General features: G+C 63.3%; 21 protein-coding genes and 1 tRNA gene. 11 read left to right on the top strand and 11 right to left on the bottom strand.

All coding sequences use genetic code 11. The features are described from left to right. The first annotated feature begins 45 nt into the window (after positions 1 to 45). Positions 46 to 426, top strand: a complete 381-nt coding sequence (locus VRZ08_RS00440) for a hypothetical protein (RefSeq protein WP_107344588.1) — start codon at positions 46 to 48, stop codon at positions 424 to 426. Here the strand turns inward: VRZ08_RS00440 and VRZ08_RS00435 are convergent. Continuing rightward, a complete protein-coding gene (locus tag VRZ08_RS00435; RefSeq protein ID WP_414531224.1) occupies positions 386 to 1957 on the bottom strand; it encodes a beta-(1-6) glucans synthase in 1572 nt (523 codons plus the stop codon). The genes VRZ08_RS00440 and VRZ08_RS00435 overlap by 41 nt on opposite strands. A 325-nt stretch (positions 1958 to 2282) precedes the next feature. Between VRZ08_RS00435 and VRZ08_RS00430 the strand changes: the two genes are divergently transcribed. From VRZ08_RS00430 to VRZ08_RS00410, 5 genes are all read left to right on the top strand, one after another. Continuing rightward, on the top strand, positions 2283 to 2867 hold the full coding sequence (locus tag VRZ08_RS00430) for a beta-1-3, beta-1-6-glucan biosynthesis protein (RefSeq protein WP_107346595.1): 585 nt from the start codon (positions 2283 to 2285) through the stop codon (positions 2865 to 2867). Positions 2868 to 3054: 187 nt separating this feature from the next. Next, the gene (locus VRZ08_RS00425; RefSeq protein ID WP_414531223.1) at positions 3055 to 5889 is read left to right on the top strand and encodes a glycosyltransferase; all 2835 of its coding nucleotides are present in this window, start codon (positions 3055 to 3057) and stop codon (positions 5887 to 5889) included. Positions 5890 to 6044: 155 nt separating this feature from the next. Then, positions 6045 to 6120 (top strand) — tRNA-Lys (locus tag VRZ08_RS00420). A gap of 173 nt (positions 6121 to 6293) precedes the next feature. Continuing rightward, positions 6294 to 6770 (top strand): hypothetical protein, encoded by a 477-nt coding sequence (locus tag VRZ08_RS00415; protein WP_264073456.1) that lies wholly within the window; start codon positions 6294 to 6296, stop codon positions 6768 to 6770. Then, the gene (locus VRZ08_RS00410) at positions 6767 to 7801 is read left to right on the top strand and encodes a serine/threonine-protein kinase (RefSeq protein WP_264073455.1); all 1035 of its coding nucleotides are present in this window, start codon (positions 6767 to 6769) and stop codon (positions 7799 to 7801) included. Before VRZ08_RS00415 ends, VRZ08_RS00410 begins: the two co-directional genes overlap by 4 nt. 264 nt (positions 7802 to 8065) lie before the next feature. On the opposite strand, the gene VRZ08_RS00405 is transcribed toward VRZ08_RS00410, so the two are convergent. Then, a complete protein-coding gene (locus tag VRZ08_RS00405) occupies positions 8066 to 8245 on the bottom strand; it encodes a hypothetical protein (protein ID WP_414531222.1) in 180 nt (59 codons plus the stop codon). Positions 8246 to 8627: 382 nt separating this feature from the next. On the opposite strand from VRZ08_RS00405, the gene pufB reads away from it, so the two are divergent. Continuing rightward, complete coding sequence (gene pufB, locus VRZ08_RS00400; protein ID WP_011158204.1) at positions 8628 to 8771, top strand: light-harvesting antenna LH1, beta subunit; 144 nt, start codon at positions 8628 to 8630, stop codon at positions 8769 to 8771. A gap of 25 nt (positions 8772 to 8796) precedes the next feature. After that, positions 8797 to 8976: a light-harvesting protein gene (locus VRZ08_RS00395; protein ID WP_011158203.1), complete on the top strand. Its 180-nt coding sequence runs from the start codon at positions 8797 to 8799 to the stop codon at positions 8974 to 8976. Between the two features lie 113 nt (positions 8977 to 9089). Here VRZ08_RS00395 and VRZ08_RS00390 read toward each other — a convergent pair whose 3' ends face one another. Next, positions 9090 to 9293: a hypothetical protein gene (locus tag VRZ08_RS00390; protein ID WP_011158202.1), complete on the bottom strand. Its 204-nt coding sequence runs from the start codon at positions 9291 to 9293 to the stop codon at positions 9090 to 9092. Between the two features lie 90 nt (positions 9294 to 9383). Continuing rightward, entirely contained in the window at positions 9384 to 9785 is a 402-nt protein-coding gene (locus tag VRZ08_RS00385; protein WP_164633721.1) for a RidA family protein, read from the bottom strand. 188 nt (positions 9786 to 9973) lie between these two features. Here VRZ08_RS00385 and VRZ08_RS00380 point away from each other — a divergent pair, with 188 nt between their 5' ends. Continuing rightward, positions 9974 to 10864, top strand: coding sequence for a DMT family transporter (locus tag VRZ08_RS00380; RefSeq protein ID WP_414531221.1), 891 nt, complete (start codon positions 9974 to 9976; stop codon positions 10862 to 10864). On the opposite strand, the gene VRZ08_RS00375 is transcribed toward VRZ08_RS00380, so the two are convergent. Next, positions 10861 to 11106, bottom strand: coding sequence for a BrnA antitoxin family protein (locus VRZ08_RS00375; RefSeq protein WP_107355705.1), 246 nt, complete (start codon positions 11104 to 11106; stop codon positions 10861 to 10863). The two genes, VRZ08_RS00380 and VRZ08_RS00375, sit on opposite strands and share 4 nt — an antisense overlap. Positions 11107 to 11549: 443 nt before the next feature. Between VRZ08_RS00375 and VRZ08_RS00370 the strand changes: the two genes are divergently transcribed. Continuing rightward, complete coding sequence (locus VRZ08_RS00370; protein WP_264052270.1) at positions 11550 to 11765, top strand: hypothetical protein; 216 nt, start codon at positions 11550 to 11552, stop codon at positions 11763 to 11765. Positions 11766 to 11831: 66 nt separating this feature from the next. Here the strand turns inward: VRZ08_RS00370 and tgt are convergent, their stop codons facing one another. The 6 genes from tgt to coaD form a co-directional block, all read right to left on the bottom strand. Next, positions 11832 to 12965, bottom strand: coding sequence for a tRNA guanosine(34) transglycosylase Tgt (gene tgt / locus VRZ08_RS00365; RefSeq protein WP_414531220.1), 1134 nt, complete (start codon positions 12963 to 12965; stop codon positions 11832 to 11834). Further along, complete coding sequence (queA, locus tag VRZ08_RS00360) at positions 12962 to 14044, bottom strand: tRNA preQ1(34) S-adenosylmethionine ribosyltransferase-isomerase QueA (RefSeq protein ID WP_414531219.1); 1083 nt, start codon at positions 14042 to 14044, stop codon at positions 12962 to 12964. The genes tgt and queA overlap by 4 nt, the downstream gene beginning before the upstream one ends. A gap of 169 nt (positions 14045 to 14213) precedes the next feature. Then, complete coding sequence (locus tag VRZ08_RS00355; protein WP_107355679.1) at positions 14214 to 14678, bottom strand: peptidylprolyl isomerase; 465 nt, start codon at positions 14676 to 14678, stop codon at positions 14214 to 14216. Continuing rightward, positions 14654 to 15097, bottom strand: a complete 444-nt coding sequence (locus VRZ08_RS00350; RefSeq protein ID WP_414531218.1) for a hypothetical protein — start codon at positions 15095 to 15097, stop codon at positions 14654 to 14656. The genes VRZ08_RS00355 and VRZ08_RS00350 overlap by 25 nt, the downstream gene beginning before the upstream one ends. A 9-nt stretch (positions 15098 to 15106) precedes the next feature. Further along, the gene (locus VRZ08_RS00345) at positions 15107 to 15670 is read right to left on the bottom strand and encodes a peptidylprolyl isomerase (protein WP_107344577.1); all 564 of its coding nucleotides are present in this window, start codon (positions 15668 to 15670) and stop codon (positions 15107 to 15109) included. Positions 15671 to 15686: 16 nt separating this feature from the next. Further along, entirely contained in the window at positions 15687 to 16196 is a 510-nt protein-coding gene (coaD, locus tag VRZ08_RS00340; protein ID WP_107344576.1) for a pantetheine-phosphate adenylyltransferase, read from the bottom strand. A gap of 339 nt (positions 16197 to 16535) precedes the next feature. Here coaD and VRZ08_RS00335 point away from each other — a divergent pair, with 339 nt between their 5' ends. Continuing rightward, on the top strand, positions 16536 to 16793 hold the full coding sequence (locus tag VRZ08_RS00335) for a hypothetical protein (RefSeq protein ID WP_107344575.1): 258 nt from the start codon (positions 16536 to 16538) through the stop codon (positions 16791 to 16793). The last annotated feature ends 73 nt before the right edge of the window (positions 16794 to 16866 follow it).

The following is a 16866-nucleotide window of genomic DNA, read 5'->3' as shown; positions in this document are numbered from 1 at the left end:
CCGCGTCAGCTTGTTCTCCCTCTCGAAGCGCAGCATAATCACGCTATGAAGAAAAAGCCGTTCCGCCTTACTCCGTATCAGGTGCAATTCCTGCTGATCGTCGGTTTCTTGACCGTCGGCTACGCGCTGTACCTGCGCTACCTCGCGATCGAGTTGTCGACCGTGGCCTTGGCTTGCGACGCCGGATTGCGCTCGATGCTGTGCAAAGCCCGATTGCTGATGACGTATCTGTTTCAGAATTCGGTGTTCGGCATCGCGGCGTTGGTGATCGCGGCGCTGCACTTCATCCGACCGTCGATCGTGCTCCTCACCGGCGGCGTGATCTGCGCCGGCCTCGGCATCGTGCTCTACAATATCGGCCTGTCCGGGATCGCGATCGGGCTGCTTATTTTGGGCTTTGCGCGACCCGCGCCCGCCACAGCGTGAGCGCGAGCATCGCGTAAACTGCGCAGGTCCACAGCGACTGCCAGTTTTTCGGCCCTTCGTTGAACACCGTGTACAGCGCGCAGACGGCGAACAGGCCGGCGAACGAGGCTTCGGCGATCGGTCGGAGCCCCTGCTGCGGCCGGTTCAGCAGCATCAGCAGGAACAGCGGCACCACCGCCATCGTCAGCGACGCGAACGGGAAGTCGCGGTAGCGCGGATCGAAGGTGAAGCCGAGCGCGGTCTGTGCGCCGATCAGCACGGTGACCACCACAGCCAGACCAAGCGCCCAGGTCGCAAACGAGTGCGACCGGTCTTCGCGCGGCCCGAACAGATCCAGGAAAGTCGGAAGCGGCCGGCCGGACATCAGCGCATGCGCGCCAAGGATCGGCGTCAAAATGCCGCTGGCGAGCAGCAGACTCCACTGCGCCCAGCGTCCGACGCCGTAGCTTTCGACCAGCAGCTTGTCGACCGCGATACCGAGCAGAACGCCGGCAACCGTCGCGGACGTGCCGACCGCCAGCCAGGAGATCAGCCGCGGTGCCCATGGGCGCCGACGCAGCGTCAGGATTGCGGTGAGGAACACCAGAACGCTCAGCGTCATGCCAGCGGCCGCGTCGAGCTTCCAATACGGGAAGTTGCTGATCGGCACACCCGCCGGATACTTCTCGGCGCGGTTGTCGGCGTCGATCAGGCCCCAGTAACCGCCGACGGTGCCTTCGAGGTCGCGCTTCCAAGGCTGGTCGTAGGCTTCGATCAGATTGACGCGGAAGTTCTCCGCCTTGGCGAGAGCGAGGATCTCCGAAACCACCCGCGCCTGGTTGGCGCGCGACGGCAACGCGCCTTCGCGCATCCGGCCGGCGCTCGGCCATCCGGTTTCGCCGATCAGGATTTCCTTGCCCGGGAACGCGACCGCGACCTGCTTGCGGATCGCGTCGACGTGGTTCGCAGCGTAGCGGGCGCGGACCGGCATGTCCTCCCAGTACGGCAGGATATGGATCGTGACGAAATCGACCGCGTCGTAGATCTCGCGGTTACGCAGCCAGTATTCCCAGACGTCCGCATAGGTCACCGGCACCTTGGCCTGCGCCTTCACCAACCGAATGGTCGCAGCCAGATCCGCCGTCGTCATCTCGCCGCGAAGCAAGACTTCGTTGCCGACCACCAGACCTGTGATCACGTCCGGATAGGCTTTGGTGAGTCCGACCGCGGTTGCGATCTGCGCAAGGTTCTTCGAGCGGTCGTTCGACAGCCAGATGCCCTGCAGCACCTTCAGCCCGACCTTGGCGGCAAGCGGCGGAAGCTGGTCGAGGCCGTTATCGATCGAATAGGTACGAACGCACTTCGAGATCTTGGCGAGCTGCGCCATATCCTGCGCGATCTGCTCGGCGTCGATATGCGTCGTCGGATCGAGCGGCGTCTGCGCGCCGCGGAACGGCGCGTACGAGACGCATTCCAGTTTGGAGTTGGCTTCGATCGGCGCTCGTTCGAGCGTGATCGGCGTGGCGATCCACCACCACACACCGAAGATCATGGCCAACGAGATCGGGATCAACAACAGCGGCGTGCGCAAGGATTTCGATTCCGTCCGTTGCAAAAGGGTCCCGTCGATTAGCCGCTCGCGACCGATCTGCCAAGGCCGCCTTGTGCACTGCGCCGTTCAGCCGCCACGACAACAGACGTTCTTCCGCCATCAATTCGTCGCCATGCACCGAAGGACGAACTGCCATTGCTGGACAAAATCAAAAATGTCCGTCATGGGATTCTGCCGAGGGCCACGCCCTATCGGCGACGAATTCAAGCGGCATCAGGTGGATGGACCGGCGCCGCGATGGCCCGGCAACGAGATCGGGGACACGATGCGACGAGTATTCCTTGAGTTCCAGAACGCGATGCTGCGTTGCCTGGCCGTGAGCGGTCTTGCTCTGTCGGTCGGCGTCGGCGGCGCGATCGCCCAGAGCGGCGATCTGCGCGCCCAGGATCAGACGCAGAAGCCGCCGGCGGCCGCCAACAATCAGCCGGCTCAGTCAACTGCCGACGCGCTCAAGGAAAGCCAGAAGAAGACCGACGAATTCGCCGAGGCTGCGCAGGCGATCAACGGCCCCGCCGGCAATCCCGAATGCGTCTGGCTCGGCCGCCGCGTCGTGGTGCTGATGTGGCGCGACGACCTCGACACCGCATTCCGTCACCTTGATATGTACGATCGCTTCGGCTGCCCGACGGGTCACATTCAGGCGGCATTCAGGTGTGTCGTGCGATCTGGTCCTATCGACCCGAAAGCTCCCGACAGCCTCAGCGGACGCGTGCACGCATGCTGGATCAATCCGACCGCCCAGCAGCAGCCTGCCGCGGCGGCCGCAACGCCTCCCGGTCCGGCCGCCAAGCCGGCGCAAGCGCCTGCCCCGCAGCAACCGGCGGCTCCAGCTCCCGCACCTGCGAAATAACTCCGCGGCGCGCTGGAACGTTCGGGATTTTCTCGGGTTTGGTCGCCGGACGCCCTCAATTCGCCATGGGGTCGGCCGAGTTGCTTGGACACGGGGCGCATCCGTACAGTGATGCGCCCACGATGTGGACAGACCTCGGGGACGGGTTAGTCCACCTGCCAAACTGGCCCCTTATGGTTTAGTCGCGATGCGCGCTGTCGTCGCCGTTCTGCTTTTCGTCACCGCCGCTCACGCCGGGCTCTGGGGCCTCCTTCGGGAGAAACAACAAGCCGCCGACTTCACCGGCATGCTCCCGAGCGTGTCCTACGCGCCGTTCGATGGCTCCGGCCATCCGGACGTCGACAACTTCCCAACCGCCGAGCGGATCCGCTCCGACCTGAAGAAGCTGTCGGCGCAGACCCGCGCCATCCGTCTGTATTCGTCGACCGGCGGTCCCGAGATGGTGCCGCCGATCGCCAACGAGTTCGGCCTGAAGGTCAATGTCGGCGCCTGGATCGACAAGGACGTCACCCGCAACGAGCGCGAGATCCAGGCCGCGATCGACCTCGCCAAGCACAACGCCAATGTCAGCGGCATCGTGGTCGGCAACGAAACGGTGTATCGCGGCGATCAGATCCCGCTGGAAAATCTCGGGCTGAGCGAGGAAGAGCGCTACCGGCTGGTCGCCGAAGAGAACCAGCGGGTCCGCGACGCCGAAGCCCAGCCGGCCGACAAGCGCGACGAAGCAGTGCGCTGGGCCACGGCCGAAAACAACGTCCGCCGCCTGACCCGGCTGATCCAGCGCGTGAAGTCTCAGGTCAAAGCGCCGGTCACCTCTGGCGAAATCTGGAACATCTGGCTCGAGCATCCCGAGCTCGCCTCCTCGGTCGACTTCATCGCCGCGCACGTCCTGCCATACTGGGAAGGCTTCTCCGCCAAGCAGGCGGTCGATCAGGCGATGATCATCTATCAGAAGCTGCGCGAGGCCTTCCCCGGCAAGCGCATCGTGATTGCCGAATTCGGCTGGCCGAGCGCGGGCTATAACCGCAAGGCCGCGGTGCCCGGTCAGTTCGAGCAAGCGGTGACGCTGCGCAATTTCGTCAGCCGCGCCGACTCGATCGGCATGGAATACAACATCGTTGAAGCGATCGATCAGCCCTGGAAGTTCTTCGAAGGTGGCGTCGGTCCGTATTGGGGCTTCCTCGACGCATCGCGCCAGCCGAAGTTCGCCTGGACCGGCCCGGTGGTCGATCCGAACTACTGGAAGCTTGCCGGCATCGCGCTGCTGGTCGGCATCCTGCTATCGCTGCCGATCCTGCAGCTCGCCGCGCCGACCGCGATGCAGACGCTGCTCCTGTCGGCGGCCGCCCATGGCGCCGGGGCCTGGGCCGCGACGGTGTTCGCCTATTGGAACGGACATTACTTTTTGTTCGGCTCGGCCTTCGCGCTGACGCTCGGCATGATCCTGCTGGTGCCGCTGGTAGCCATCGCCCTCGCCCGGATCGAGGAAATCTCCGCGGTCGCCTTCGGTCGCAAGCCGCGCCGCCTGATCACCCGCGCCCTCACCGACGCCCAAGAAGCCAAGCGCGCCGCCGCGCTCGCCAAGGGCGAACCGGTGACCTTCCCCAAGGTCTCGATCCACGTCCCGGCGTATTTCGAGCCGCCGGAGATGCTGAAGCAGACGCTGGATGCGCTGGCGCGGCTCGATTACCCGAACTTCGAAGTCGTGGTGATCATCAACAACACGCCGGATCCGGCCTTTACCCAGCCGATCCAGGATCACTGCCGCGAGCTCGGCGAGCGCTTCAAGTTCATCAACGCCGAAAAGGTCAAAGGCTTCAAAGCCGGCGCGCTGCGGATCGCGATGGAGCGCACCGCGGTCGATGCCGAGATCATCGGCATCATCGACGCCGACTATGTGGTGACGCCGGACTGGTTGAAGGACCTCGTTCCCGCGTTCGACGATCCGCGGGTCGGCCTGGTGCAGGCGCCGCAGGAGCATCGCGACGGCGACCGCTCGCTGATGCACTACATCATGAACGGCGAATATGCCGGGTTCTTCGACATCGGCATGGTCCAGCGCAACGAGTACAACGGCATCATCGTGCACGGCACGATGTGCCTGATCCGCCGCGCCGCGATGGACATGGCCGGCGGCTGGTCGAGCGACACCATCTGCGAGGACTCCGATCTCGGCCTCGAGATCATGGAGCACGGCTGGCTCACCCACTACACCAACACCCGCTACGGCTACGGCCTGCTGCCGGACACCTATGAGGCGTTCAAGAAGCAGCGCCATCGCTGGGCCTATGGCGGCTTCCAGATCATCAAGAAGCACTGGCGCCGGTTCCTGCCCGGCAACAGCCGCCTCTCCCGCGACCAGCGCCGCGAATTCGGCCTTGGCTGGCTGAACTGGCTCGGCGCCGAAAGCCTCGGCGTGGTGGTGGCGATCCTCAACCTGATCTGGGTGCCGATCGTCGCGTTCGCCGACATCGCGATTCCCGACAAGATCCTCACCCTGCCAATCATCGCCTCATTCATCGTCACGCTGGCGCACTTCCTGGTGCTGTACCGGCTGCGGGTGAAGATCGGCGTGCCGCAGATGCTGGGGGCGATGATCGCGGCGATGTCAGTGCAATGGACCGTGTCCCGCGCCGTCGCCCAAGGCCTGATCACCGAGCACCTCGCCTTTGCCCGCACCTCCAAGGGCGGCTTGACGATGATGTCGGTGGAATTCCAGGCGTTCTGGGAGGCGGTGATCGGCTTGCTGCTGCTGATCGGCGCCGGGATCCTGGTGGTCTCCAACAGCAACATTCAGATCACCGAGATCTACATCTTCGCCGGCGTCCTGGTGCTGCAGAGCCTGCCGTTCCTGGCGGCGGTGGCGATCGCGATTTTGGAGAACTCGCGAATCAACCAGTTCGGCTGGTGGACCGCGACCGCGGTGCGGACCGCCGAATTGATCGGCCTGCGCCCCGTCGCGCTGCCGACCCCGATCCCGGCGCCGCAGAAGGTCGCCTCCGAGCTTCACCGCGATGCGTAACCGCGCGTCGCGGCCGTGCGCGCCAGCTGATTGGTTGCACGAGGAAGATTGGATAAATATCTGTGGGCTTGAGCCAATTCGGCTTTGGCTGCGGCTGGCGCCGCTACCGCGGGTATTGACCCCGCCGGCCCCGCCCCCTACACAGCGCCTCACGTGAGCGCGTAGCTCAGCCGGTAGAGCACGTGACTTTTAATCATGGGGTCGAGGGTTCGAGTCCCTCCGCGCTCACCATGACATTTCAATAGGTTAGGAGCGATTCCGCTTCGAGGTTGCTTTGCCAAGCTCCGATCGGGGCCACATACGGGCAGCTCTTCCCAGTATGGCACAACTTTTCTGACGCACTTCTGATCATTTTCCCGCCCTGATATTATCCTGGACCGATTCCCATTGAGAGCAGGAACACGATGAAAGAGCGTTGGCTGGGGGTAGTCGTATCCGGCGACAAGGTGATTTTCGTTGACGCCGAAGTCGGGGATGCGAGCGAGCCTTTGACCCTTCAAAGCGATCAAACGCTTTCACTTCAGAGGGGTGAGAGACCCGAGGCTCTTGCTGTGATCTCGCAGCAATTTTCGAACTACATCCGGGAGAATGGGATCAAACGGACAATCGTCAAAGAAAGTGCTGTTGCACAAAAGCAAACCGCCACGAAGGCGCTACTTGAATCGGCGGAATTGCGTGGAGTCGTCATTGCGGCCTCGGCTGCAGTTACCACAACTCAGGTTAAGTCGAAGGCGACGATTAGCAGGACTTTCGGCGACCGAAAAGTCGATGAGTATTTGAAAGATGATGGTTTTTGGGCGAAAGAAATTCAAGGCGTGAAATTGCGTAATGGCAGCAGGGAAGCTGCAATGATGTTGATCGATGCGCGGAAAGACCAGTGACCTTAATCTCAAACCTTCGAATCGGACCCAAAATTGGCAACGGTCACTTTGGCGAGGTCCATCTCGGCTCAGACGATGTTCACGGACCTGTGGCTGTGAAGATATTCACGAAGGACACTGGCGAAACCGATGGAGACTGGTCGGCTCGAAAGAATGGGCTTCTTGCAGAAGGCCAGCGACTTAGTCGCGCAGAGCATCCTAACGTCGTCAAAGTGCATGCTTTGCTGGAAAGCGCCACAAGTGATGCTGTCCACCTTGTAATGGACTATTGTCCAGGGGGATGCCTTCAGAAGAAATTCGAACTAGGGCCCATGACTCTCGCGGAAGTCCGGAGGTATGCGACTCAAGTTGCCATGGGATTAGCAGCACTTCACGCGAGAAATCTTCTACATAGAGATATCAAGCCGGCTAACATTTTGCTCAACCGACATGGGGCTGCGCAACTAGGAGATTTTGGGCTAGTCACCGACAACATTGTTCTCGGATACGCATCACAGGCTGGGTACAGTGACCATTTAGCACCCGAAGTGATTAATGGCGGCGGCACCAGCGTTAAGACGGACGTTTGGGCCTTAGGTATGACTCTCTACAGGCTGATCCACGGCCAAGAATGGTACTCTCGACTGCCTCAGCCTCGACATGTCGTCGGAAGGGGAGGATTTGCCAGACATCTTCCTTGGCTGCCCCATGTTCCGAAGAGCTGGAGAACGTTCATCCGAACCATGCTCCATGACGACACCTCATCCCGCTATCAATCGGCTAATGAGATATCCGGCGCGTTGGCAAAGCTGCAGACAACTCCAAGATGGGAATGTTCGGTTTCACCGCACCGGGTCCATTGGAAGTGCGAGCAACGAAAGCGACGTTTCTTCGTCACTTGGGATCAGACTACATCTACTCTTTATGATTGGAAGGCTTGGAGCGAGCCAATCGGTTCGGGTAACAAGCGTAGTCTTGGAGGGTCGACTGGGGTGACTTACGATGCCGCGGAGCGCGAACTAACTGCGATGTTTGCAAGAATCACGGGCTGAATTAATTCTTCTTAGTATGTCGGGAGATGACATACGAATCTGCGAGATCCTTTTTGTGCAGCCTTCGGAACCCGAGTTTGTCCGCGGCAATCTTCCGGCGGTCGCTACTACACCGGGCGCAGAAAGCTTGAGCACTTACGACCCCCGATGGCGGCCGCCATCGTCTTTCGCAATGCCTGCATTTTGGCAGCTGGAACATGACTTAAGCCTAACTTTAAACCGTTAATAGAACATATTAGGAACGATTGAGTCGCACAATCGTTCCTAAATCACCAACTCCTGCACCGTGACGCTGTGCCGATGAACCGCGCAGTGTGCCGCGCCGGCCACCACGTTCGCCACGTCATCATGCCCAGCCGGCGGATGGTCGATCGTATCTTTGCCGCGACGTGAGGTTTTCCGCTCCAGCGCGGCGAGCTGACTGATCAGTCGCGGGTTGTCCACTAGTCGGATCATCCGCGAGTTCAGCTTCGGCAGCAGATCGGTGTAGAGCGCCGACTTTGGTGCCTAACTTCGCGTGTATTCTCTTCGCTGGCGGTCCACTTGGCCCAGCAGCTCCCAAATCGATCGCCGTTCACCTGTCCGCTCCGTGAGCTCGATTCGACCGGCAATGCGCGCACCAAGGGACTTTTGGCAATCCGCTGGCCCACAATAAAGCGGCCTAACCCAGCACCTCGCTACCGCCTTACGACCAACGGATCACGCAGCACTCACGAAAATTTGAGCCGGCTCAATGTTCGGTCGGGGGGAGCGGGTCAATATGCGCGCCATCGAGGGCCGCAACGCGGCTCGGCGATGCGCAGAAACCCCATTATGAGGTCTCAAAATGGCTGACAAGACGCTGACCGGCCTGACGGTCGAGGAGTCCGAAGAGCTCCACAAGCACGTGATCGATGGCACCCGCATTTTCGGTGCGATCGCGATCGTCGCGCACTTCCTCGCCTACGTTTACTCGCCCTGGCTGCACTAATTAGCTGCCCAAAGGAGTATAGAATATGAATCAAGCTCGTATCTGGACTGTGGTGAAGCCGACCGTCGGTCTCCCGCTCCTGCTCGGCAGCGTCACCGTGATCGCGATCCTGGTGCACTTCGCTGTGCTGTCGCACACCACCTGGTTCTCGAAGTACTGGAACGGCAAGGCCGCGGCGATCGAGTCGTCGGTCAACGTCGGCTAATCAATACTGCTCTTCTGAGCTGTGTTGCCAAACCGGGCTCCGAAAGGGGCCCGGTTTTCGTTTGGGGGCACGCTGCCGCGGCGAGCCTTTGAATGCCCTGCCGCGGCGCGCGGTCAGGCCCTCGCCTTCGGCGCGGCCAGCGCGGTCGCGGTGCGCTTGATGGTCTTGGCGACCAGCAGCGCCTGCTCCTTGGTCAGGGCGAAGTCCTGCACGCCCTTCTGCGTGGTCAGCGACAGGATCATCACCTCCGGCTGAGCCTCCGGCCAGCCGGTGGCGAAGGCGGTGACGAAATCGGCCGAGGTCGAGCGCTGGGTCATCGAACGAAACTCCTTGGAAAAGCTCGCGGCTCATTGGCCGAAACCGGCCGCGCTGGCAAGCATCCGCAAGGCTAAGTCGCCCAGGCTGCGTCACCTCGCCGGCACGAACGCCGTCACCTCGAGCTCGACCTTGGCGCGAGGATCGACCAGCCCGCCGATATAGAGCAGCGTCGACGGCGGAAAGTGCCGGCCCAGCGTCTCCTTCCAGGCCGCGCCGATTCCGGCCCCAGCGGCCTCGTATTCGGCACGGCTGGTGAGATACCAGGTCAGTCGCACGATGTGCTCGGGGCCCGCTCCGGCCTCCGCCAGCAGCCGCGTCACGCGTCGCAGCGCCGCGCCAACTTGCGCGGCGAGATCGTCCGATTCGTATTCGCCTTGATCATTGGTGCCGGTCTGGCCCGCCAGCACCAGCCACTGGCCGGGACCGTTGAAGGCGACGCCGTGCGCGAAGCCTCGCGGCTTGGCCCATCCATCCGGTTGCAGCACCCGCATCGTCGATCCTCCCTTGGTGACCGGCTTGTTCGCCGCTTTGACGGCAATTGCGCGCACAAGCGGCGGCGGAAATCAACCGCAGCGGCCGCAGACGGGCCTCTGCGGCGCGGCGGTTGCCAAGCCTGCCGTTGTCGAAGATAGAGCGACTTCAGGAAACGCCGACGCCATCAACGAGCCAAACCGCCGCGATGACCCGCTCTCCCTCGATGTTGAAGGCCGCGCTGTGGATGGCCGGTTGGCTGGCGCTGATGGTGATCGTCGCCGTCGCCGGCCGCGAAACGCTGCGCGAGTTGAGCGTGTTTCAGGTGATGGAACTGCGCTCGCTGATCGGCTTCGCGATGCTGTACCCGCTGATCCACAAGGCTGGCGGGCTGACCGCGATGGCGACAGCGCGGCCGCTCGCGCATCTGAGCCGCAACCTGGTGCACTACGCCGCGCAGATCGGCTGGTTCTACGCGCTGACGCTGATCTCGATCGGCCAGGTGGTGTCGATCGAGTTCACCATGCCGATCTGGATCGCGATCCTGGCCGCGACCTTCCTCGGCGAACACATGAACGTCTGGAAGATCACCGCGGTCGTGCTCGGGCTGATCGGCGTCGTGGTGATCGTCCGTCCCGCCACCTCGTCGATCGAACCGGGACAATTGATCGCACTCGGCGCCGCCGTCGGCTTCGGCATTTCGGTCACGCTGATGAAATCGCTGACCCGCACCGAGAGCACGCTCGCGATCATCTTCTGGATGCTGATCATCCAGAGCGCCGCCGGCCTGGTGCCGGCGCTGTGGCTGTGGCAATGGCCGTCGGCCTATGTCTGGGCCTGGATCGTCATCATCGCATTCTGCGGCACGTTCTCGCACTACTGCATGGCGCGGGCGCTGACTTACGCCGACGCCACCATCGTGGTGCCGATGGACTTCCTGCGGGTGCCGCTGTCGGCAACCGCGGGCTGGCTGCTGTATGGCGAGCGGCTCGACGCCTACACGGTGATCGGCGCCGCGCTGATCCTGACCGGCAATCTGCTCAATCTGCGCGGCGGACCGCGACCGCCCGCCGCAGCCCCGATCCGGAATTCACGCTAGTCGTCGAGGCCGGCGGCCTTGCGCAGCGCCGCGTTGATGCGGTCCTGCCAGCCCGGGCCGCCCTCCTGGAAGTGTTCCAGCACGGCCTGATCGATCCGCAGCGAAACCATCTCCTTCACGCCCGGCACTGCCTGCCGCTTCGGCGGCGCTTCCACTGGTTTGGCGGTGACCTTCTTGAAGGCGGCCTCCGCCTCAGTGCGGGCATCGTTCAACGTGCGGGGGCGGCGGGGCGGCTGCGACATGGCGGTTTTCTCGGCAGGTTGAGCAGACTTAAGGCGTTGATGTGACTCGTCGAATGACCGACGAGCCGCTTCACGACAGTTGGACGAACGCCGCGCATCGCGGCGCACAAGACTCAGCTGTGACAGGCTTCATCACCGGTTGATCACGCCGCCTTGCCGGCCGCAATAGTAATTGAATCGCTAACGAGCACCTTCGCAATCGAGATGTCGGCGGCAAAGCTCGCGCGAGGCGTGCAGTGCAGAATCGAATTTCTCAAAACGAACGCATTTGTGTTGCGACATCGTCAGAGTTCCTAGTGTATAGTTCGTGCAACTGAGGTGGTGATCACTTCAGTCGAACACGTGCCTGACGTTTAGGTTCATTCGAACTCTCAGGCCCATTCAACCAGTCAGATCTGTTCAACCAATCAGGTCCAACGCTTTTGGAAGATGAGGAGGTCACGATGCCGGCGATTGCTGAAGTCCTGTCGACCAACGTTCCTCGTCCCGCACCACGCGGCAGCGATCTTCCTACCTGCCCGGTCTGCGCCGACTCGATGGTCGCGGCCGAAGCATCGGCGTATCTCACCGAAAGCGTGGTGAGCTATCTGTGGACCTGCGACACCTGCGGCTATGGTTTCGTTACCAAGCACACGGTGAAACGCTTTTCCTGCAACTGACTCATTCGATCCATCAGGCGTCGGCAGGTTGCGCGGCGAACGGTCGACCGTCGCTCGCGTCGTCTATCATCGCGCCGCGATGTCGCCCCGCTCCCAGCCGGCGCGGGTACGAAGCCTGAACTCTTCGAACTGACCTGCGGCGATCGCGGCGCGGATGTCACGCATCAGCCGTTGATAGTAGGCGATGTTGATCTCCGACAGCAGCATCGCGCCGAGCGTCTCGCTCGACCGCACCAGATGGTGCAGATACGCCCGCGAGTAAGTGCGGGCCGACGGCCAGTCGCTCTCCTCGTCGAGCGGCCGCGGATCGTCGGCGTGCTTGGCGTTACGCAGATTGATCGGGCCGAACTGCGTGAACGCCAGGCCGTGGCGGCCATTGCGGGTCGGCATCACGCAATCGAACATGTCGATGCCGCGCGCCACCGCTTCCAGCATGTCCTCGGGCGTGCCGACGCCCATCAGATAGCGCGGCCGTTCCGCGGGCAGGATCGGCGCCGCCTCCTCGATCATCGCCAGCATCACGTCCTGCGGCTCGCCGACCGCGAGGCCGCCGATCGCATAGCCGTGGAAGCCGATGTCGATCAGCCCCTGCGCCGAGGCGTGACGCAGCTCCGGCACGTCGCCGCCCTGCACGATGCCGAACAGCATGTAGCCATCCGGCGCGGTTTCGAACGCGCGCTTACAGCGCTCGGCCCAGCGCAGCGACAACTGCATCGCCCGTTCGATGTCGGCATGATCAGCCGGCAGCCGCACGCATTCGTCGAGCTGCATGGCGATGTCCGAGCCGAGCAGACGCTGCACCTCGATCGCGCGCTCCGGCGACAATTCGATCGCCGCGCCGTCGATGTGCGAGCGGAACGTCACCGCCTGTTCGTTGACTTTACGCAGCTGCGCCAGCGACATCACCTGGAAGCCGCCGGAGTCGGTCAGCATCGGGCCGTTCCAGGTGGTGAATCGCTGCAGGCCGCCGAGCGCCGCGATCCGCTCGGCGCCGGGCCGCAGCATCAGGTGATAGGTGTTGCCGAGCACGATATCGGCACCGGCGTCGCGGACTTCGCGCCAGTGCAGCCCCTTCATCGCGCCCGCGGTGCCGACCGGCATGAAGGCCGGGGTGCGAACGACGCCATGCGGCGTGGTGAGCCGGCCGGTGCGCGCGGCGCCGTTGGTTCCGAGCAGTTCGAAGTGATTGGGCACGGTCATGGGGTGATGTCGTTCCGGAACAGCAGGCTGGCGTCGCCGTAAGAGTAGAACCGATAGCCGGTTCGAATGGCGTGGGCGTAGGCCGCCTGCATGGTGTCGAGACCGCAGAATGCCGACACCAGCATGAACAGCGTCGACCGCGGCAGGTGGAAATTGGTCATCAGCACGTCGACAGCGCGGAAGCGATAGCCCGGCGTGATGAAGATCGAGGTCTCATCGGCGAATGGCGCAATGTGGCCGTCATCGCGCGCCGCACTTTCCAACAAGCGCAGCGACGTCGTCCCCACCGCAACGATCCGGCCTCCCGCCGCACGCGCTGCGTTCAGCGCATCCGCGGTGCCGGAGCTGATCGTGCCCCATTCGGCGTGCATGCGATGCTCGCTGGTGTCATCGGCCTTCACCGGCAGGAACGTCCCTGCCCCGACATGCAGCGTGATCCGGTGCACCCCGACGCCCCGCGCGGCGAGCGCGGCTTCGAGTTCGGCGGTGAAATGCAACCCCGCGGTCGGCGCCGCGACCGCGCCCTCATTGGCGGCGAACATGGTCTGATAATCGGTAGTGTCCTGCGCGTCGGGCGGGCGCTTGGAGGCGATATAGGGCGGCAGCGGCGTGGCGCCGATCTCAGCGATCGCCTGGTCGAGCACCGGGCCATGAAACGAGAACGCCAGCGTCACCTCGCCGGCTTCGCCCTTGGCCTCCACAGTGGCGTCGAGATGGCCGAGCAGACAGACCCGGCCGTCATGACCGAAGCGCACCACGTCGCCCGGGAGCAGTTTCTTTGCAGGCTTGACCAGTGCCTGCCAGCGGGCGCCGTCGAGCCGCTTGATCAGCGTCGCTTCGATCTTTGGCTCGAGGCCGCGGCCGATGCGGCGACCGGTCAGCTGCGCCGCGATCACCCTTGTATCATTGACCACCAGCTGATCGCCGGGCGCCAGCAGCGACGGCAGATCGCGCACGATCCGATCCTCGAGCGACGCGCCGGGGCGCACCACCAGCATCCGCGCGGCATCGCGCGGGCTCACCGGCCGCAGCGCGATGTTCTCGGCAGGCAGATCGAAATCGAACAGATCGGTGCGCATACGGTACCCGTCATCGCCGGACTTGATCCGGCGATCCATCCTCTTCGAAAGATGGATGCCCGGGCCTCCGCCGCGCCGAAGAGGGCTACGGCCCCGCAGGCGGGTCAAGCCCGGGCATGACACCTTCATTGTAGTGATGTCAGCCTTAGTTGGCTGACGCGAGCGACGCTTAGGCAGCGTCGGCCGCGATGCTGGCCTTGACGATCTTGTCCGGATCCTTGACCGGCTCGCCGCGCTTGATCTTGTCGACGTTCTCCATGCCTTCGATCACCTTGCCCCAGACGGTGTACTGCTTGTCCAGGAAGCGGGCGTCGTCGAAGCAGATGAAGAACTGGCTGTCGCCGGAGTCCGGATTGGCGGCACGCGCCATCGACGCGGTGCCGCGGACGTGCGGCTCGGCGTTGAACTCGGCCTTCAGCTTCTTGCCGGAGCCGCCCATGCCGGTGCCCTGCGGGCAGCCGGTCTGGGCCATAAAGCCTTCGATCACGCGGTGGAACACGATGCCGTCGTAGAAGCCCTCGCGCACCAGCTCCTTGATCCGGGCGACGTGGTTCGGCGCCAGATCCGGGCGCAATTCGATCTTCACGGTGCCTTGGGTGGTTTCGAGGATCAGGATGTTGTCGTTATCAGCCATGCTCTCTTCTCTGTTGGTTTGGGACTCTGTCTGCGATCGTCGAACCGCAGCGCGAACGGACGTCCGGCGACGGCGCCCCCCATCGAGGGCGTGAATGGCAGCGGCGTGCATCGCTGCAACGCCTCCATCACCGCAACGCGATAGGCCAGGCTGTCGTCCCGGCCGGCCTCCGGGCTTTCAAAGGTGATCCGCGGCTTGCCGAGGATCTCACCGCTGCGCGTGAAGCTCACCAGCACGGTGATCTGCATGCCGGGATTCCCGGCCGGCAGACGCGGCGGACGCCAGCATTGCTTCATCGCGGAAAACAATGCGTTGAGATTGTCGATCGGCGCGTTCTGCGCAGACGCGGGGCGAACGGTGAGACCGATCGCCCCAGCGATCAAGGCTACCGCGACTATCGTCAGTCGGCGCGGCAGCAATGGGATCGCCTATTTCACGTCGGAGGCGACCTGGACCTTCACCATCTTGTCCGGATCGGTCACGGCGCCGCCGGGCGAGGTCGGCGAAGCCTTCTTCAGCTTGTCGACGACATCCATGCCGGACACGACATTGCCGATCACGGTGTACTGGCCGTTCAGGCTCGGGCCGTCGGCGAACATGATGAAGAACTGCGAGTTGGCGCTGTCGACGCTGTCGCCGCGTCGGGCCATGCCGACGACGCCGCGGGTGAACGGCACGTTGGAGAATTCCTGCTTCAAGTTCGGATACTTCGAACCGCCGGTGCCGTTGAAGTTCTGGCCGTCGCCGGTTTGCGCCATGAAGCCGCCCATCACGCGGTGGAACGGCACGTTGTTGTAGAAGCCTTCGCGGGCAAGCTGCTTCAGCCGCTCGGCGTGCTTGGGCGCGATGTCGGCACGGAGCGCGATCACGATGCGGCCCTTGGTGGTGTCGATGACGAGCGCGTTCTGCTTGTCGAGATTGGCGGGCAGCGGCTGCGCCAGTGCCGGCAGCGCGAACAGCAGCGCCGCGAAGAGGCCGATCAGACGGATCATGAAAACTCCGGGTCGGTTAGGCCGGCGAGCCGGCGGCAAACTTGGATTTCAGAGCGGACGCCACCTCGGCCGGAACAAAGGCCGAGACGTCGCCGCCCATCGCAGCGATCTGCCGCACCAGTGTGGCGGTGATCGGGCGCACGCCGACAGAAGCCGGCAGGAAAACGGTATGGATTGCCGGCGCCATGGTCTCGTTCATGCCGGCGATCTGCATCTCGTAGTCGAGATCGGTGCCGTCGCGCAGGCCGCGGATCATGATGGTCGCCCCCACCTTCTCGGCCGCGGTCACGGTGAGATTGTCGTAGGTGGTGCAGCCGAACGCGCAGCCGGCCGCCTTGGCGACCGGGCCGAACACCTGTTCGACCATCGCGAGGCGCTCCTCGGTGGTGAACAGCGGCTTCTTGCCGGGATGAATGCCGATCGCCACCACGAGCTTGTCGCACAGCGCCACGGCGTGGCGGACGACGTCGAGATGGCCGTTGGTGACGGGATCGAAAGACCCCGGATAAAGCGCGATGCGTGACATCCGGCCCGTCTAGCGCGGCGCGCGGGATCGAGCAAGCGGCGCCAGTTCCTTCAAAACTGCAGCTGGCAGGCGGATTTATTTCGCGCTGCGGATCGAACCGGATCGCGGCTTCGCGCGTCTTCTGCATGGTAACGCGAGGCGCCTGAAAACACTCACGTTTTTACGGGTTTGTTTCATGCGCCCGAAAGCCAAGAAACAAATCCCCGCGGTCATGAAACCTGAATGGCCGGGCGATGAAGACGTTCTGAAACCAGCGCTGGGTAAACCAGCCGCATCGGGAAGCGACAAAGCACTCCAGGCCGAAACGGCCGGACCATCGAGACGACAGGGGACACCGTCATGATCAAGGCTCTTTCCGTGATCGCGATCGCCGCCTTTGCTGCCGCGGCAGTCACCATTCTTCCGGGCTTTGCCCCGCAGGTCGAAGCCAGCGTCCCGCAGGCTCTGGCCAAGGGCGACCGGCTCGACATCCGTCCCCTCGGCACCGCCTGCTCGGAGCAGGCCTGGCCGAATTTCGAGCCGTCCTGCCTCCGCAACGCCAATGCCAGCCACGCGCCGATCGGCCAGGCGCGGCTGGTGACCGCGGAACGACATTAAGGTTTTGGCTTTATCCGACCGCTAGTTTCCGCAAAGCGCTTCCCTCCAAGGGCGCTCTGTACCGAAGACCCCC

The organism is Rhodopseudomonas sp. G2_2311, from assembly GCF_047501505.1.
In the GTDB taxonomy this organism is placed as follows: Bacteria; Pseudomonadota; Alphaproteobacteria; order Rhizobiales; family Xanthobacteraceae; genus Rhodopseudomonas; species Rhodopseudomonas palustris_H.
Note: the sequence above shows the minus strand (reverse complement) of the source record. Positions and strands in the feature narration are given on the sequence as shown.

Bases quoted from the DNA above. Each gene is read 5' to 3' on its own strand.
- VRZ08_RS00440 (WP_107344588.1), top strand. From the start codon at position 46: ATGAAGAAAAAGCCGTTCCGCCTTACTCCGTATCAGGTGCAATTCCTG.
- VRZ08_RS00435 (WP_414531224.1), bottom strand. From the start codon at position 1,957: ATGATCTTCGGTGTGTGGTGGTGGATCGCCACGCCGATCACGCTCGAA.
- VRZ08_RS00430 (WP_107346595.1), top strand. From the start codon at position 2,283: ATGCGACGAGTATTCCTTGAGTTCCAGAACGCGATGCTGCGTTGCCTG.
- VRZ08_RS00425 (WP_414531223.1), top strand. From the start codon at position 3,055: ATGCGCGCTGTCGTCGCCGTTCTGCTTTTCGTCACCGCCGCTCACGCC.
- VRZ08_RS00415 (WP_264073456.1), top strand. From the start codon at position 6,294: ATGAAAGAGCGTTGGCTGGGGGTAGTCGTATCCGGCGACAAGGTGATT.
- pufB (WP_011158204.1), top strand. From the start codon at position 8,628: ATGGCTGACAAGACGCTGACCGGCCTGACGGTCGAGGAGTCCGAAGAG.
- VRZ08_RS00395 (WP_011158203.1), top strand. From the start codon at position 8,797: ATGAATCAAGCTCGTATCTGGACTGTGGTGAAGCCGACCGTCGGTCTC.
- VRZ08_RS00390 (WP_011158202.1), bottom strand. From the start codon at position 9,293: ATGACCCAGCGCTCGACCTCGGCCGATTTCGTCACCGCCTTCGCCACC.
- VRZ08_RS00385 (WP_164633721.1), bottom strand. From the start codon at position 9,785: ATGCGGGTGCTGCAACCGGATGGATGGGCCAAGCCGCGAGGCTTCGCG.
- VRZ08_RS00380 (WP_414531221.1), top strand. From the start codon at position 9,974: ATGACCCGCTCTCCCTCGATGTTGAAGGCCGCGCTGTGGATGGCCGGT.
- VRZ08_RS00375 (WP_107355705.1), bottom strand. From the start codon at position 11,106: ATGTCGCAGCCGCCCCGCCGCCCCCGCACGTTGAACGATGCCCGCACT.
- VRZ08_RS00370 (WP_264052270.1), top strand. From the start codon at position 11,550: ATGCCGGCGATTGCTGAAGTCCTGTCGACCAACGTTCCTCGTCCCGCA.
- tgt (WP_414531220.1), bottom strand. From the start codon at position 12,965: ATGACCGTGCCCAATCACTTCGAACTGCTCGGAACCAACGGCGCCGCG.
- queA (WP_414531219.1), bottom strand. From the start codon at position 14,044: ATGCGCACCGATCTGTTCGATTTCGATCTGCCTGCCGAGAACATCGCG.
- VRZ08_RS00355 (WP_107355679.1), bottom strand. From the start codon at position 14,678: ATGGCTGATAACGACAACATCCTGATCCTCGAAACCACCCAAGGCACC.
- VRZ08_RS00345 (WP_107344577.1), bottom strand. From the start codon at position 15,670: ATGATCCGTCTGATCGGCCTCTTCGCGGCGCTGCTGTTCGCGCTGCCG.
- coaD (WP_107344576.1), bottom strand. From the start codon at position 16,196: ATGTCACGCATCGCGCTTTATCCGGGGTCTTTCGATCCCGTCACCAAC.
- VRZ08_RS00335 (WP_107344575.1), top strand. From the start codon at position 16,536: ATGATCAAGGCTCTTTCCGTGATCGCGATCGCCGCCTTTGCTGCCGCG.